Source organism: Sulfuricurvum sp. (assembly GCF_023250475.1).
Classification (GTDB): Bacteria; Campylobacterota; Campylobacteria; order Campylobacterales; family Sulfurimonadaceae; genus Sulfuricurvum.
On the sequence record NZ_JAHFAQ010000040.1, the window covers coordinates 1 to 16,236 of the forward strand.

The following is a 16,236-nucleotide window of genomic DNA, read 5'->3' on the forward strand; positions in this document are numbered from 1 at the left end:
ACCCACGAAGAGGTTGTCCTGGATATCCTCAACCGTATCAAATGGGATCACGACGGAAGCCTTTCGTATCGCCGAAGCTGCCGTCACGGTATCTGCGGTGTTTGTGCTATCAAAGCCAACGGAAAAGGGATCCTCGCCTGTAAAACCCGTCTGTTTGACCTCGTGGAAACCTTCGGCAGTGAAATCACCATCGAGCCTCTGAGCACCAAACGGGCCATTAAAGACTTGATTATTGATAAAAAAGATTTCTGGGACAAACATGCGGCAGTCAAACCGTATTTGGTCAGTGATATCGAAGAGCATCCGGCGCAAGAGCACCTTGTCAGTCCTCACGATGCCGAAAAACTTCTTGAAGCCGACTACTGCATCCAGTGCGGCGCATGTCACTATTCTTGTCCGTCATTGGCCATCAACGAAGAGTACTTCGGACCTGCGGCATTTGCAGCAGCTTACCGATTCAGTGCCGATGTCCGGGATGAGGCTTCCCTAGAGCGTCTTCACCTCGTTAATGAAGAGGCTCAAGGGGTTTGGGACTGTGTTAAATGTATGGAGTGTGCGCAGGTTTGTCCAAAAGAGGTCAATCCGATCGAGAAAATCACCAAACTCCATAACATGGTGTTTGAAGCGGGGATTGCAAAAAACAATGTCGCTACCCGCCATGCCGTCGGCTTTGCCCACTCGATTGAAAAACACGGTCTATTGGATGAGGGGGAACTCGTACGTTATTCCGAGGGAAATATCGGTGTTATGAAACATATTCCCGAAGCGATTGCTATGTTCGCTAAAGGGAAAATCGTTATGCCTTGGAATATGCCGAAATCAAAAAATCTGGATGAAGTAAAAAAATTGATCAAATCTTCATCTACTGTGAAATTCTAGGAGCTGATTATGGAAAAACTAAAATACGCCCTCTATACCGGATGTACGGCGCGTGAAAGTACGCCAGAGCTTCTAAAATCAACATTGGCAATCGCCGATAAACTCGGAATCGAGCTGATATTGTTGGATGAAGCGTCATGCTGCGGTGCATCCCATCTCCAAGATTACGATGATTTCCTATCCCTCGTACTCAATGCACGCAATATCTGTTATGCCGAAAAATTGGGTCTTACGATGGTCACCATCTGTAATACCTGTCAGCTTAATACGGCAATGACCAAACACCGTCTTGATACCAACCCGGAACTTAAAGCCAAAGTCAATGCGAAATTGGCCGAAGTAGGATTGGAGTACAAAGGCTCGTCCGAAATAACCCACTTCCTCTATGCCCTTATCCAAGATTACGGTTTAGAAAAATTGGCGGCGAAAGTACAAGTACCTTTGAGCCAATTCAACATTGCACCGTTCTACGGATGCCACAATATCCGCCCATCTGAGCTTCAGAACCTTAGTAACGGCGGTGAAAACCCGTATACTCCGACATCCCTCGATGATTTGATCATTGCGTGCGGCGGAGTAAATGTGAACTACGAAGAAAAAAACAAATGCTGCGGTTTCCATGCGGAGCTTCAATCGCCTCGTACCGCAGCTATCCTTACGGGGAATGCAATCGCTGGTGCAATGGATGCCAATGCGGACTGGATGGTAACGCCGTGTCCTTTATGTCATCTCAAGCTCGATGTTCAAAACCACAGTGCGTCCAAAGCCCTTGGCCGCGATGTCCATCTTCCGGTATTGCATATGCCGCAAATGGTCGGTCTCGCACTCGGGTGTACTCCGACAGAACTCGGACTGAACCACCACGTTACCAAAGTCGATTTCGTATAATTTTTATTTATTCCCCTTGCGGGGAAATTCCCCTCCTTCGCTATAAATATTTTTTTTATCTTCTATCTTTTAAAAGAATGCTATACTCTTAAAACCATCTTGATTTTGGAGAAAAAGTGCAATGCGAAGCTTGAATTTTTCCAAACAGCTTTTTTGGATAATCGCTTCATTTATCATCACCGCAATACTTTTAATTACCGTCTATCTCTACCGTCAAACGCAAGTTTTGATCGAGAATAATGCTCACAGCAAAGCGAAATCGCTCGAAACCTATTTTGTCTCCATGCGGTATATCTATCACCATCAATTTTTAAAAAGCGGTTTGGATCTTAATGATTCGACCGTCGGATTTTTACCCGCACATGCCGCATCCTTTATCAGTAATGAGTTCGAAAAACGGACAAAAGACGGTATATCAATCCGTAATGTCACTAACCGACCCCGCAACCCCGTGAACCGAGCCGATGCCTACGAAGTAGATGCTATGCACTATTTTGCCAACCACCCCGAGGTTAAAGAAAATCTCACGCTAATCAAGCAGAACGATCAAGAGTATTTCTTTTACAGCGCCCCTTTAAAAATTGAATCGTACTGTTTACGCTGTCATGGAAAAAGAGAGGAAGTACTCCCGTATATCGCCCGTCGCTACTCGAGTGCATACGGCTACAAAGTCGGGGATATACGAGGGGTTACCAGTATTAAGATTCCTCGTAAAATCATAGCCGATGAAATCCTCTCTATTTTTTGGAAAGAGGCAATCTTGAGCTGGACTATTATCCTTTTTCTATTAGGCTTAATCTATTACGCCATACACCAGATTACCCGCCGGAATGTGGAAGCAAAAAAAAGGCTCGAAATCGAAGTCAAAAAACGGACATCAGAGTTGGAAGCGACAACCCTGGAATTGAAAAATCTCAATACCTATCAAGAGCATCTGTACTCGATTCTCAAAACTGTGGCAGAGAGTAACCAAATTCTTATCACCGCACAATCACTCGAAGAGCTGATTGATCAAACGGCATTATGTTTAGTCGGCAATGAAGCTTTTATAAGCGTTAAAATTTCACTTGCCGAAGAGGATGGGCTGAGGGTAAAAGCCTCTTACGGAATAGCTAACGAATGGCATATTGTCCCGATTGAGCAGATAGCGTTTGATCGCAATACCTCGATCATTTTAACCGACTTCAGTGCCGATATTTCTGAGGAATGCCGCCATAAAGTTGAAACATACGGTATTACCGCGGTTTATGCAGCAGCATTGCGCAAAGATAAATTTGCGGCACAATCTTTCGGTGTCATCATGATCTGTACCTCGCAAGAAAACGGGTTTACGGCCGAAGAAACGGCCATGATCGATGAGCTGTCAGGAGATTTAGGTTTTGCTATCAACTCCTTTTACCAAAAAGAGAATATTGTAAAACTCTCATTTTTCGATCCCTTAACCGAACTTCCGAACAGACGTTTACTGATGGATCGTTTTACTCTCGCCATGCTTGCAAGTTCCCGTACGCTGCAGTACGGCGGTCTCCTCTTTATCGATTTGGATAATTTTAAAGCGATTAATGATCTTAAAGGGCATATTGCGGGGGATAGTGTTCTCAAACTAATGGGAAAAAGATTATTGGATATCCTGAGACAAACCGATACGGTTGCCCGGTTCGGAGGAGATGAGTTTGTCATACTTATTGAAAATATAGGGGACAATCAAGATGATGCAGCGTCAGCTATTCAAACAACAGCATATAAAATTCTTGAAGCGGCAAAAGAGCCATTTATCATAGACGAACACCCTTTTTATCTCAGTGCAAGTATCGGAATCGTCTTGTTTATCGGTGATGAATCAACCGTAGACGAGCTCTTCTCTTATGCCGACAGTGCCATGTATGCAGCTAAAAACAGCGGACGCAATACCACCCGTTTTTATGATTCAGTCCTCCAAAAAACCATGGCAGAGCATGCCCGATTAACCCATGATCTAAGAGCAGCCATTTCACTAAATCAGCTCTTTGTCGTCTATCAAGAACAAGTCAATATCCAAGGCCAGACCGAAGGGGTCGAAGCGCTGTTGCGATGGAATCATCCCGAACGCGGGCTTATATCCCCTGCGCAATTTATCCCTTTGGCGGAAAATTCAGGGATCATTATTGCTTTAGGGGATTGGATTTTTACAGAAGTAACCAACCAGCTCCTTCTTTGGGATAGCCATCCTATCAAACGAAACTGGCGAATTTCTGTCAATGTAAGCCCAAAACAATTCGAAGAAGAGAGCTATATATCTAAACTCCAAAAACAGATAAATAGTGTCCAGATTGATCCTTCCAAAATACGTCTTGAACTTACCGAAGGGTTATTGATCCATGATACCAAAAGTGCTATGGAAAAAATTCATGCCCTCAAAGAGATCGGTTTTACCCTCTCCATCGACGATTTCGGAACAGGATATTCAAGTCTTTCCTACCTCAAAAATCTGTCGATTGATGAACTTAAAATCGACCAATCGTTTGTTAGAGCACTTCCGGAAAGTACTTCCGACAAGATCATAATTCAGACCATTATAACGATCGGAAAAACATTTGGACTTTCCGTCATCGCCGAAGGGGTTGAAACCGTTGAGCAATTTGAGCTTTTACGGGATATGGAGTGCAACGCATTTCAAGGGTTTCTCTTTAGCCGTCCGCAGAGAGCGGAATATTACATGAATTAATATTTATTTAATAGATATTCACTTATAGTATTAGTAATCTGATTCAAGGAGTTTTTATGGGTAAAAGATTTTTAATCAGCGCTATTGCAATTTTAGCCTTGTCTACAGCAGCAACAGCTGCGAGTCAATATGATCTCAAAGACAATATGCTGAAGCTCAATAATTATATGAAAACGATGCAGGCAGGTTTTATCGAAGGAGATAAACAAAAAGCGCTTCAAGCTGCTGAAGCACTCGGTGTAGAGAGTGAAAAACTCTTGGGAAATGAAGAGATGATGCGCAATATGCTCCCGAAAGAGAAAGCGCATAAAGCCCGTATTGCAACGACATCCGCACATTTGATTTCCGATAACGTCGAAATAATCAAATCAAGTATGGACAATGTCCGCCGCGAAACTGCCCAAAATGCTTATCTTGATATTCAACGCGCGTGTATGCGCTGTCATAACCTCGTTCGCGACTGGTAAGATACGGCATAAGCCGTATCCACTTTTTTCTACTCTTCCCCTCTTAAAAATTCGACTTTATACCCCTGCTTTCGAAATTGATACAGCAATCCGTCACTCCCCAATAAATGCATGGCTCCCACAAGGACAAATCCCCTCTTCTCTTCATGCAGCATAGCAATCAGCTTTGGCATCCACGTATCGTTGCGCTGTTTTAAAACGGTATAGTACATTTTTGGTGAATCATCCCTCATTTCAGAGACCAACTCACGCTCCAGCCGCTCAGTTTTTCCTTCTCGCCAATCCGCCACCATCCACGTCATCATAGGCTGAAGCTCTTTCATATCGCTAAGGGTTTGAAGAATTACCGTATCCTCTTCCCCCTCGCCGATCTCGGTGATAATCGCACTTTGTTCTTCGATACTCTCAAGATATTGCTGAGGAATACGATCCGCAAGGGAGCGCTGATTATAATGGCTGTCTACACCGTTTTGATCAATCCCGATTTGCGAAAGTTTCAGTTGTGTCAATGTCAGCATCACCGCCCACGGCTGCAATCGATTAAACATTTCGATTGTATACCCTTGCGAATCGATATACTCTTTCAACTGTGCGTATGTTTTAGGAGAGAGTTTGCTTGAGAGACTCTGACCTGCAGGAAGAATCATCTTTTGTGTGAGTATACGCTGAAGAGTTTGGCTTTGAGCCAATCCCAAGTCCGTCTCAAAAACAACATAATCAGAGTTGACATACGCGTCGTCAAATTCATGCGGGAGGGGGAAATCACCTACACGGAGGAGATGGATCGTTCCGCCGATATACATCGTGTGATTGGAATCATCACTGATTTTCCAAACACTTGATTGGGCAAAAAGATTTCCATAAAGGATTAAGATCGTGAAAACAAACGCTCTTAAAAGTGTCATCGCTCTACTGCTTCGGTCGAAATGCCTTAATAACCTCTTCGTTACACTCCAGATATGGCCCCTCGATCAAATCGATGCAATACGGAACGGCAGGAAATACGGCGTCCAAACACTCACGGATCGATTTGGGTTTTCCCGGAAGATTGATAATAAGGCTTTTGCCTCGGATTCCTGCCGTCTGTCGAGATAAAATTGCCGTAGGAACGTATTTAAGGCTCACTTGACGCATTAACTCACCGAACCCCGGCATCATCTTCTCACAAACGTTTTCGGTTGCTTCAGGGGTGACATCCCGTTTTGCAGGCCCCGTTCCCCCTGTCGTCACGACAAGACAGCACCCCTCACGATCACACAACTCCATCAATGTCTCTTCAATCGTGTCTTGCACATCGGGGATACATCGATAAACGATCTCGTGTTCCGATTTTAGATATTCTCTCATGGTCTCTTGGATCGCAACTCCCGAAATATCTTCGTAAATTCCGGCACTTGCACGGTCGGATGCGGTAATAACACCTATTTTAATCATTGTCAATTCTCCTGTAAAAAATGGTTTGCTTTTTTGATCGATGTGACCGTGGCGTATGGGAGAAAAAACTCCCGCGCTCCCATGACATCGATCACCTGATCTTCCAATCCAAGATAAACTTCGATTCGTATCCCTTTGGCACGAATAGACTCAATGAACTCAGACGTCCACTCAAAATAAAGAAGCTCTTGAAGCGACTCGGCGTCATTACTCCCCAGTATCATCGGTGCTACGGGTGCGGGTGCGAAACAGCTCGTCAAAAAGTTTTCCAAATACCGTTCGGAATCTTTGAAATACCCCCCCATCTGAAGGCGTCGAAACGACTCTTTTTTCGTCTGAAAAAACGCGGGAGAAAAGAGCTGGAGGGTATCGATACGCTCATGTGATTCAGCCACATACTGTGCCGCTTTGATCGCACCGTAACTGAAACCTGCTACCGTATAGTCACTGTGTTTCAAATACGGATCAAAAAAATGCTGATCCTCCGTAAGGGCAAACCCGCTATAAAATCTCATTCATCGTTGCTTTGGCAAGGGTTTTGGAGATGTGCTCATACTCATCCAAAATCGCTTCGAATTTGGAAAGAATTTTTTCATTCCGCTCCAAAAGGGTAGCCATCTCGGTATAAAGGCGATCCATCAATTTTGCTTCATCCTCATCGGAGGGGAGAACCGTGCTTCCCATCCCGTACTCATAGACCATCGCATGAACCAAATCTTTGGCAACACCCAGATCATGTGATGCGTTGCTGGCGTGTTCGCCGAAACGGAGGTGTGAAGAGGCAATCCCCGCCAAGTGAACCCGTATATGGGCTTCGATCTCATGACGCAACTGCGGCTCGGCAGTCGGAGGGGTAATGGCATCATTGGTAAGGGTGATTTTTTCATAGGGTAGATCAAACCAAGTGGCGGCAAACACTTTTCCCGCTTGATAGCGGACTTGATAGCGCCGTTGTTCATCACTCAGCATTGCAATCTTCTTTTTCCCGAACATCACTTTGTCCTTGACCGCTAAAAAATGCTCCTGCTTTACCTGAATCTCTTTTTGACGCATACACAGCAACGCCGCTTCATTGACCAAAGCCGCTAACGATGCTCCGTTAAATCCGACCGTCATTTTGGCCACATCACTGACCGAAAGATCATGGGGGATATGGCGCAGATATTTTTGTAAAATCGCTTCACGCTCGGAAGCGGTCGGAAGTTCGACAAAAATACGGCGATCGAACCGCCCCGCACGAAGGAGTGCTGCATCCATCACATCGATATTGTTCGTCGCGGCGATAACGACGATTCCGCTTGTCTCTTCAAATCCGTCCATCTCGGTAAGAAGCTGATTGAGGGTCCCCTCGCGTTCGTCGTTTCGTCCCCCCTCTCTTTTTTTACCGACGGCATCGATTTCATCGATAAAAATAATCGCCGGAGCATTTTTCTTGGCAGCGGAAAAAAGCTCAGAGACCCTTTTAGCCCCCATACCGACATAAATTTGGACAAAGGAGGCACCGCTTTGGTAGAAAAAGGGAACATCCGCTTCGGCGGCAACCGCTTTGGCAATCATCGTTTTACCGACACCCGGAGGGCCTACGAGCAGTACGCCGCGTGGCATACGAGCACCGAAGCTGTAATAGCGTTTCGGATTACGTAAAAAATCGATAATCTCTTCCAGTTCCTCTTTGACATCGCCTATACCGCCGATATCGCTAAAGCGGACGGTCGATTTTGCGGGAATTACATTGGACGATGGGGCTTCAGGTTCGGCAGCAGCTTTGGCAACCGGTATCTCTATCGGAGTATCATCCTCAAAGCCGAGTCTGTTCCTCCATGCCCAATACCCTACTCCGCCGATAACTGCAAAAAAGAGAAAGAACCATATCCAGCCGTTACCGCTTTTGGGTTCAATAACAAGGTTGGCCGTGAGTTCTACCGGAAGCTGCGACGAAGCAATCTTCACGACACCGTTACCTTTTGTCGCAAAATAGGTATATCCGTCATCACTGAATGCTTTGTCGATCTGATTATTCTCGATAAGTTTAGTCGCCTCTTCCAGCGTCACCGTATCCCCGCTATCACGCAACAGCGCAAATAGCAATAAGAGTAGAATAATCCCCCCCGAAACGATGAGGATAAGCTGATTTCGGTTAAAATTTGGCCAGGTTATATTCATTGTGCACCTCGTAATCTTGCAGTGTGATCCAGTCGCCGCTGATATCTTCATCCGACTCGATCACAACCTTATTGTAAAACTGATCGTATCCGATATGTTGATGACCTTCGCTTGATTCTACCAGTACCTCTAACGAAGTCGTGTTCATCGTTTTCCGGAAAGAAAAATTATTGGACTCAATCAGGGTATTAAGCTCAGCCATTCTGTGTGATGAGACAGTACCATTGACCTCCGGCTTCATTGTCGCACTGGGAGTGCCGTCACGTTTTGAGTAGGTAAACGGATGGATATGGGTGAGATGAAGAGCACGGATATTCTCCATCGCCTCTTTCCAAATCGTCTCACTCTCTCCGGGATGGCCGATAATAAAATCGGTTCCCAAAGCAAATCCTTTCTCATGAAGCATCTCAAAGAGTTCGACATCGCTTTTATGACGGTTACGACGGTTCATAAGGCGCAGCATCTCATCCGAACTGTGCTGAATCGCAATATGCAGATGACGCTCCAACCACGGCTCATCCAAAATCTCCCGAAACGATTCGTTGATCTGAATCGGCTCCAGCGAACCGACACGGATTCGGCGAACCCCACGGATCATTGACATCTTTTTCATCAGTTCCGCGATATTCCGCCCCTCACCCTGACCGTAGCTTCCGACATTTGTCCCCGTAAGTACAAACTCCCCAAACCCGTTAGAGGCAAGTCGTGAAACCTGCTCTAAAATTTTGGCTTCGTCCATGCTCCGCGCATCTCCGCGTACAAAAGGGATAATGCAATAACTGCAGCGAAAATTGCACCCCTCTTGGATTTTGATGAATGCCCGTGATTTCCCGACAAACTCATCGACAATCGCATCGTCAATGTAGTTCAAATCACCGATCTCATAGAATCGGCTATCGGAGGAGAGGAGGGTATTTATCTTCATCTTCTCCGAAGGGCCGAAGACTCCGTGCACTTTTGCGGCACCGAACAAAGATTCCCCTTTGGTATGGGCGCCGCATCCGGTTAAAAAGAGCTTTTTACCCTGTTTATCCATCTGATTGATATAGCCGCGCACACTGACATCGGCTCCGTTGGTCACGGTACAGGAGTTGACAACGACGATATCGGCTTCCCCTTCGCTTTCGGTCACTTCGTAATCACGCAGAGCGCTCATCATCACCTGTGAGTCAAAAACATTCGTACGACAGCCGAACGTTTTAAAATAGACTTTCGGCTTCATTGATTTTCCATAGGCGGAGGAGACTTCGAAGCAATAGGTCCCGTATAAAAAGTTTGGGTCGGATAGGCAATCGTAATATCGTCTTCCGCATTGAAGGCGTCGATGATATCGGCAGAAATCGTACTTCGAAGTGTCAGTGTAGCATACGCATTGGTCAGGTACCATACACTTACTTTCATCCCATACGGCGCGATCAAGGTAAATACGCGCGGTTCAACATTGCTGTTTTTTAGGCTGTAGCGATCCCGCAACCTATTGAGCTGTTTACGGGTGATATCGGTGTACCCTTTCGAATATTTTCGGCAGATCTCTTTCACCAGATGGGCCGCTTTTTTGTGATTGGAATCAAAGGTAATCACGATATCGATCCCGTCCCAAACCGTTTTGAGTGCTCCATGCGTATAGTTGGCGATCATGGAAGTAAAAATATAGTTGTTCGGGACAAAAATGATTCGGCCGGCCCGACGGTTCGACTCGAGGGTGGTAAGGGTGACATCTTCCATCAACGTAATACGCTGGAGTGAAATATCCAAGACGTCTCCGACATAGATCATCCCGTCTTTTTCAAAACGGACACGGTCTCCGACATGGATCGCTCCGCCCATAATAATGACCAGCCATCCCAAAGCACTCATAAACCAGTCGCGCATCGCGATCGCCAAACCGGCAGATGCAAATCCCAGTACCGTCGCCAGATAGCCGACATTATCGATATAGCTGAATAAAAATATTAAAATAATCAGCGTAACATTGATAAAAGTGACAATTTTGTTGGCGGTATAAAAACGCTCGTTATCGGTGATGTAGCGTTTTGCGATACGTTTCAAAAGGAATGAAAAACCGAAAAGAACTACAATAATCACACCGATATTGAGCAGTTTGTAGAGTTGATCTTTTATCTCTTTATTGATTTTCGCTTCTGTAGATTCGATCCGTTTTTCATACAAATCTGCCGTTGAGATAAGAGTATCGAGGGCAAGTTTGAATTTTTCCACCTGCAGCATCGTCGCTTCAAGTTCTACTTCGTAGTCCCCTTTGGGATTTAATCGCATAATATCTTTGTAGAGGGCTACTTGCCGCTCCAGCAAGGCGATAATCTCTTGAAGTTCCTCTTCGCGCAGAACATAATCTTTGTACTGGCCGTTAATACGCTTTACATACGATAACCCCGTTACAATCTCAAAAGGGTTGGTAATATTAGGAAGCTCTCCCGCTTCATCCGGTTTTAGCAATGAAACAAATGGGGATGTACCTTGCGCCTTGAGAAGTTCGATCTGATCGGTAAGGACTTTTTGTTTGGCCTGAAGAGCTTCAATTTCCAGTTTACGCTCTACCGTCGGAGAACGCTCTTCCAGCTTACTGATACGATTTTGAACCTCTCGAAGACTCTTGCGAGACTCTTGATACGCCATGTAGGAGTTATAACTTTTAAGCCAAATACTGTTGCCCCGCGAAAGCTCTTTTTGAATTTTCGAGAGTTCATCTTTGGCATTATCAAGTTGTGCCTCTTTGGGCAACTCTACCGCTGTTGGTTCATCTACAGCTTTCTCTTCATTTTGTGCGGCATTAAGAGTTAAAATTCCGAAGAACAGTGCCGCTAAAAGAAATCTACCCCCTCTCACGCAACCACTCCTTGGAACATTGTTAATATTTTTTTCACGGTTGATGCTTCAATATTATCGGTAATTTCTACCCCTCCGATTCCGCGGGGGAGAATAAAAGTGATAGCGCTGTCGGCACTTTTTTTATCCAGAAAAAAGGTTTGGTAAAATTTTTCAACGTCTTGAATCGGATAGGTCAGCGGCAAATCGTATCGTCCTAAAAGAGCTTTGACCCGAAGCGCCTCCTCATGACTCATCAGTCCTGCTTCGCACGCGAGAGTATTGGCCATCACCATCCCGATGGCCACACTCTCGCCATGAAGATAGGTTTCGTACTTGGTCTCATTCTCAATAACATGCCCGAAGGTATGACCGTAATTTAACGCGGCGCGAAGTCCCTGTTCTTTTTCATCCTCTTCAACCACAGCCGCTTTTGTCTCAACCGCCTTTTGAATAGCGATTAAAAGGTTATCGTCCTCACGCAAATCGTTTTGCTCCAGCCACTCAAAAAACGGCGCATTAAACGTCACCGCCATCTTGACAATCTCCGCCACTCCTGCTCCGAATTCGCGAGAAGGAAGGGTTTTGAGGAAACTCGGATCGATATAGACGGCGCGGGGCTGATGAAACGCTCCGATGAGATTTTTACCGAATCGGTTATTGACCCCCGTTTTTCCCCCGACACTGGCGTCGACTTGGGAAAGAAGCGTTGTCGGGATCTGTATAAAATCGATTCCGCGGTTGTACAAACTTGCAGTAAATCCCCCCATGTCACCGATCACACCGCCGCCGAAAGCAACCAAAAGCGATTTACGGTTCAGCCGATGATCAAACATCCGATCCAATACAAACTCAATCGTCTCAAGAGTTTTGTACTGCTCCCCGTCCGGTATCGTGATGATATAGACCTCTTTGGCTTTTAGACGGGAGAGGAGTGTTTGCAGATGGAACCCCGCAACTTTCGGATTGGTTAAAATAGCCACTTTTCCATCATACGTAATTTCCGGCAATGGACCGATCTGGATAGAATACGAGTCGTCAATAATACGTTTGAGATTGATAGATACCGTCATAGAAAAACCTGATAAATTAAGTTGTTGCGTAATGAGATATATATTACTAAAAGATGACTTAAAACCCTCTTGTCAAGGGCTAAATTTGAGTAGGGATAAAAAGCTGATGGTAGCGTCCGAGTTTGCGGTAAAGGACTTCGGGATCAGTTGAAAAATAGGCGCTAACAGAGTTTATAAACATTTTTTCCGTAAACGGAAGAACATGGAGAAAATTTTCCCGTTCGCACAATTCGCGGATCGGATTGCTCTCTTGGGTAGAGACATGAATCGACTTTGAAAAAATGGCGGAGAGATTGTTAAAATGTTCAATCACTTCCCGTTTATGGAAATCGTCATCATTGACATAATCTATCAACTCCAAATTAAAACCGAACTGAGAAGAGACGTCAAAAATAGTGGTTGAAATGTTTTCAATATGCCCCTCTTCACTCAAAATCACCACACTTTCATGCAATGACGAGAACGATCTTTCGGCAAGTTTGAGCACCGGGACATTTCCGGCATAAAGTTTTTTACGGATCGACTTTATGGAAAAAACTCTGTGTGAAACCAAAAAAAGACCGATATGATACTTTTTGATATCGTTGAGGATAATCGCCTCATCGGAGACACTCTCGTAATTAATCTCTACGGTAATGTCTCCGAGAGAAGAGGCCTTTATCATCCGCAATACATCAATATCTCCGGGATTGATCACTTTGATAATAAGCGGCTGGCGAAGCTTCTTTTGAATGTAGACACTGCGTCTGACCAACGCCATAATAGCGGAAGATTTTTCAATACTCATATCGATATAGAGATAAATTTTAGATCCGAACGGAGCGGGGAATTGCCCTAATTCTCGCTTAATCGCCCGATATATGGAACGAAGTACCGCAGGATCACCCACCAAAACCAGCGTATCATTGGGCTGGATCATTTTATTGTCACTAGGGATAATCAGGGAGCGATTTCGATAAATAGCCGCTATTTTCCAGTTTTTTTGCTCAATCGAACCGATATGGCGATAGACGAAAGAACTTCCAAACGGAACCAAAACTTCCATAATCTCACCCGAGCCCAACCCGATATTTTTCGCCAGAACAGGAATATTGGGGAGATAATCGATCATATTGGCCGCAATAAGCTCTTGCATATTGACCCATTCGATATCATCACACGGACTGATCGTATTCCACAGGTCCAGGGCAATAATCCGAATAGAAGGTTTGTACATACGGATATTTTTGACCGTCTGTTCCAAATCGTTCTGGTTTTCCATCACCAATACTACTTGCCAAAAATCCATTTTCAGCAGATTGGAAATTTTGTAAAAACTGGTGGGATCAAATTGAAAAAATTTATACCGGCCGGGATTATACCCATCGAAAGTTTTCTCGGTTGTTTGAACAATGTAATAAAGGTTTTCAGTCGTGTATGTACCGATGACACGCTCGATAAAATGCTGACCGATAGCTCCGTCACTGACGATTAAAATTTTTTTCATTAAAGGATAAACTTCTTAGTATTCTATTTTATGGACGAGATTGTACCACAATCTACACATAGCCCTCATATTGCCACCTCTCACTAAAGGATTTTTTCCTGACCTATCCGATAGAGGGCAAAATCGTATTTAAGAGGATCGTTCGGATCAAATGTTTTAAGTGTTTCGGTCAGCTCAATCGCGGCTCGCAGATCGCACTGAGAGCGCGCCAACAGCCCTAAGCGGCGAGAAATGTTAAACGTATGGGTATCGAGCGGCATGATTAAATCACTTTGGCTCACTCCGCTCCACAGCCCCATATCGAGTTCATTGTTCCGCACCATCCATCGAAGATACATCATCCACCGTTTCATCGCCGAAGCTTTTGCTATCGAGTCCATCGGCTTGGTAATCAGAAATTCATATCCCCTAGAGCGATAGGGGTTAAGCTCATAAAGGGTCGCAATCAGCGAATTTATTCCGGCAAGAATCCCTTTTTCGGAGTATCCTCTCATGAAAATGTTCTCAGCTCCCCCTGAGTTTTTAAGGGATTTGAGGGTAATAAACCATTGAACAATATCTTCATGCGATTGGAAACGGTAGTATTTCCCCTCTAACGCTTGGCGTAATTGGGTTTCATCCGCATTGATTAAATCCTGATTCAGCGAAGAGAGAAAAGGGACAATCGCTTTGACGTTACCGTACGCAAATAACGCACACGTGAGGGCATGATGTTCATCCATAGAACGCCGCGCAACCATCAAAGGATCGGGACGCTCTTCACACAGTTCGTCACTGCAATTGCGTGCGTCTACCTCCGCGTCGAGGAAAGATCGGATATCGTTCAAGAACGCCCTAGAAGATAGAGCTGCTTTCGCTCGCTCGATCCCGCGATATTAAGTTGTTTTCGATATTTGGCAATCGTCCGGCGTACCATTGTAATTTTAAATTTTTCTTGGATCATCTCTAAGAGTTTCATGTCACTCAGCGGCTTTTTATGCGACTCATTTTTAACCAGTTCCGCCACATAATCTTTGATCGAGGCATTGGATACATCTTCGTCAATCGCCGTCGTAAAAAAATCTTTCATCGGATAAATACCTCGATCGCACGCAATGTATTTATTGGCAATCGCCCGTGAAATCGTCGATGGATTGTGTCCGAATTCATCGGCGAGCGTTTTTAGGGTAAGCGGTTTGATAGCCCCGCCGATAAAAAATTCGTATTGATACTCGACGATCATCAACCCGACTTTATACAACGTCGCTTTGCGCATCTCCAACGCATCGACAAGACTTTTGGCCTCCTTAAGCTTTTCGCGGACAAAAGGATGATCGACACCGTACGCCGCATCGATCGTTACACTCGGATAGTAGCGCTCATTGAGCCTCACTTCTATCCCCTCTTCCGGGTCATTGTGGATCATGAGATCGGGGATCACCTGCTGAGAGTCTTCCAGATAATCGATGGCGGGAGGATTTTTAAAACTTCCGACCACCCGCATAGCCTCCTCAAAAGCGCTCTCTTTACGGTAACGTCCCAACTCATCCATGTGGGTAATCATCTCACGGGCAAGGTCATATCCCGCATCGCTGATCGAGGCGGATTCCAGCTGAAATAAAAATGATTCGCTGACATTGCGTGCACCGATACCGACCGGTTCGACATGGATAAAACGGAGACGAATTTTTTCAAATTGTTCATCACTGATCCCCTCTGCTTTACAAAAGGCATCACTGTCTCCCTCATAATATCCCCCCTCATCAAGATTTTCGATGACATGTTTAGCTATTTGTTGAGATATCGGGGTAGGAAACAAGGAGCCGTCAATCTGCTCTTCAAGGATATCAAACAAACTTTTTTGCTGAACCGTAAGGGCTTCAATCGCTTCACTGTGAGAGTTCTGGACATAGCCGTATTGAATTTTTCTGGGGATTCTCGATTCAAATGACTCTTCATACCCCGATTTAATGTCGATTAGCGGATTCCCCTCAACAAACGGAGCCATCGCTTCACCCAAATCACTCAGACTCGATTGAAGAATCGGAAGCCAGTTGCGAAGGGTATTGGAGAGCTTGTTTTTTAGCTCAACGCTTGTTTTGACCCGTAACATGTGATGTTAGAACTTAAACGATTCGCCGAGATAGTGCTGACGCACATCCGGGTTATTGGCAATTTCATCACTTGAACCGCTCGCAAGCAATTCACCACTTTTGATAACATAGGCACGATCACATACCGCCAACGTTTCACGAACATTGTGATCGGTAATCAATACGCCGATACCGTATTCCACGAGTTGGGAAATCACCCCTTGGATATCCATCACCGCAATCGGAT

14 protein-coding genes and 1 pseudogene are annotated in these 16,236 nt (G+C 45.0%); 4 read left to right on the forward strand and 11 right to left on the reverse strand.

All coding sequences use genetic code 11. The annotated features are described in order from the left end of the window. The 4 genes from sdhB to Q0C19_RS05395 all read left to right on the forward strand — a co-directional run. Positions 1-879, forward strand: an 879-nt coding sequence (gene sdhB / locus Q0C19_RS05380) for a succinate dehydrogenase/fumarate reductase iron-sulfur subunit (protein ID WP_295053570.1), incomplete at its 5' end; no start/stop codon positions are given. Positions 880-888: 9 nt separating this feature from the next. Next, positions 889-1,767 (forward strand): CoB--CoM heterodisulfide reductase iron-sulfur subunit B family protein, encoded by an 879-nt coding sequence (locus Q0C19_RS05385; RefSeq protein ID WP_295053573.1) that lies wholly within the window; start codon positions 889-891, stop codon positions 1,765-1,767. A 121-nt stretch (positions 1,768-1,888) separates the two neighbouring features. Continuing rightward, a complete protein-coding gene (locus Q0C19_RS05390; RefSeq protein WP_295053575.1) occupies positions 1,889-4,471 on the forward strand; it encodes an EAL domain-containing protein in 2,583 nt (860 codons plus the stop codon). Positions 4,472-4,527: 56 nt separating this feature from the next. Then, on the forward strand, positions 4,528-4,938 hold the full coding sequence (locus tag Q0C19_RS05395) for a hypothetical protein (protein WP_295053578.1): 411 nt from the start codon (positions 4,528-4,530) through the stop codon (positions 4,936-4,938). Positions 4,939-4,967: 29 nt separating this feature from the next. Here the strand turns inward: Q0C19_RS05395 and Q0C19_RS05400 are convergent, their stop codons facing one another. The 11 genes and pseudogenes from Q0C19_RS05400 to Q0C19_RS05450 all read right to left on the reverse strand — a co-directional run. Beyond that, the gene (locus tag Q0C19_RS05400; protein WP_295053581.1) at positions 4,968-5,843 is read right to left on the reverse strand and encodes a TraB/GumN family protein; all 876 of its coding nucleotides are present in this window, start codon (positions 5,841-5,843) and stop codon (positions 4,968-4,970) included. Positions 5,844-5,847: 4 nt separating this feature from the next. Beyond that, positions 5,848-6,372, reverse strand: coding sequence for a molybdopterin adenylyltransferase (gene mog, locus Q0C19_RS05405; RefSeq protein WP_295053583.1), 525 nt, complete (start codon positions 6,370-6,372; stop codon positions 5,848-5,850). A gap of 2 nt (positions 6,373-6,374) precedes the next feature. Further along, the gene (gene bioV, locus Q0C19_RS05410; protein ID WP_295053585.1) at positions 6,375-6,887 is read right to left on the reverse strand and encodes a pimelyl-ACP methyl ester esterase BioV; all 513 of its coding nucleotides are present in this window, start codon (positions 6,885-6,887) and stop codon (positions 6,375-6,377) included. Next, a complete protein-coding gene (locus tag Q0C19_RS05415) occupies positions 6,874-8,535 on the reverse strand; it encodes an AAA family ATPase (RefSeq protein WP_295053587.1) in 1,662 nt (553 codons plus the stop codon). Before Q0C19_RS05415 ends, bioV begins: the two co-directional genes overlap by 14 nt. Then, the gene (mtaB, locus tag Q0C19_RS05420) at positions 8,510-9,757 is read right to left on the reverse strand and encodes a tRNA (N(6)-L-threonylcarbamoyladenosine(37)-C(2))-methylthiotransferase MtaB (protein ID WP_295053590.1); all 1,248 of its coding nucleotides are present in this window, start codon (positions 9,755-9,757) and stop codon (positions 8,510-8,512) included. The genes Q0C19_RS05415 and mtaB overlap by 26 nt, the downstream gene beginning before the upstream one ends. Next, positions 9,754-11,379 carry a mechanosensitive ion channel domain-containing protein gene (locus Q0C19_RS05425; RefSeq protein ID WP_295053594.1) on the reverse strand — a complete coding sequence of 542 codons (1,626 nt, stop codon included), beginning with the start codon at positions 11,377-11,379 and terminating at the stop codon, positions 9,754-9,756. The genes mtaB and Q0C19_RS05425 overlap by 4 nt, the downstream gene beginning before the upstream one ends. Further along, positions 11,376-12,431 (reverse strand): 3-dehydroquinate synthase, encoded by a 1,056-nt coding sequence (gene aroB, locus Q0C19_RS05430; protein ID WP_295053596.1) that lies wholly within the window; start codon positions 12,429-12,431, stop codon positions 11,376-11,378. The genes Q0C19_RS05425 and aroB overlap by 4 nt, the downstream gene beginning before the upstream one ends. A 79-nt stretch (positions 12,432-12,510) precedes the next feature. Continuing rightward, positions 12,511-13,917: a TrkA C-terminal domain-containing protein gene (locus Q0C19_RS05435; RefSeq protein WP_295053599.1), complete on the reverse strand. Its 1,407-nt coding sequence runs from the start codon at positions 13,915-13,917 to the stop codon at positions 12,511-12,513. Positions 13,918-14,000: 83 nt separating this feature from the next. Further along, a complete protein-coding gene (locus Q0C19_RS05440; RefSeq protein WP_295053601.1) occupies positions 14,001-14,744 on the reverse strand; it encodes a TIGR02757 family protein in 744 nt (247 codons plus the stop codon). Further along, positions 14,741-16,009 (reverse strand): RNA polymerase factor sigma-54, encoded by a 1,269-nt coding sequence (locus Q0C19_RS05445; protein WP_295053603.1) that lies wholly within the window; start codon positions 16,007-16,009, stop codon positions 14,741-14,743. Before Q0C19_RS05445 ends, Q0C19_RS05440 begins: the two co-directional genes overlap by 4 nt. 6 nt (positions 16,010-16,015) lie before the next feature. After that, positions 16,016-16,236, reverse strand: a pseudogene (locus tag Q0C19_RS05450) (ABC transporter ATP-binding protein); the annotation flags it as partial.

Coding starts and splice junctions, on each gene's coding strand:
- Q0C19_RS05445 (WP_295053603.1), bottom strand. CDS start 16,009: ATGTTACGGGTCAAAACAAGCGTTGAGCTAAAAAACAAGCTCTCCAAT.
- Q0C19_RS05435 (WP_295053599.1), bottom strand. CDS start 13,917: ATGAAAAAAATTTTAATCGTCAGTGACGGAGCTATCGGTCAGCATTTT.
- Q0C19_RS05400 (WP_295053581.1), bottom strand. CDS start 5,843: ATGACACTTTTAAGAGCGTTTGTTTTCACGATCTTAATCCTTTATGGA.
- mtaB (WP_295053590.1), bottom strand. CDS start 9,757: ATGAAGCCGAAAGTCTATTTTAAAACGTTCGGCTGTCGTACGAATGTT.
- aroB (WP_295053596.1), bottom strand. CDS start 12,431: ATGACGGTATCTATCAATCTCAAACGTATTATTGACGACTCGTATTCT.
- Q0C19_RS05385 (WP_295053573.1), top strand. CDS start 889: ATGGAAAAACTAAAATACGCCCTCTATACCGGATGTACGGCGCGTGAA.
- bioV (WP_295053585.1), bottom strand. CDS start 6,887: ATGAGATTTTATAGCGGGTTTGCCCTTACGGAGGATCAGCATTTTTTT.
- Q0C19_RS05415 (WP_295053587.1), bottom strand. CDS start 8,535: ATGAATATAACCTGGCCAAATTTTAACCGAAATCAGCTTATCCTCATC.
- Q0C19_RS05395 (WP_295053578.1), top strand. CDS start 4,528: ATGGGTAAAAGATTTTTAATCAGCGCTATTGCAATTTTAGCCTTGTCT.
- mog (WP_295053583.1), bottom strand. CDS start 6,372: ATGATTAAAATAGGTGTTATTACCGCATCCGACCGTGCAAGTGCCGGA.
- Q0C19_RS05390 (WP_295053575.1), top strand. CDS start 1,889: ATGCGAAGCTTGAATTTTTCCAAACAGCTTTTTTGGATAATCGCTTCA.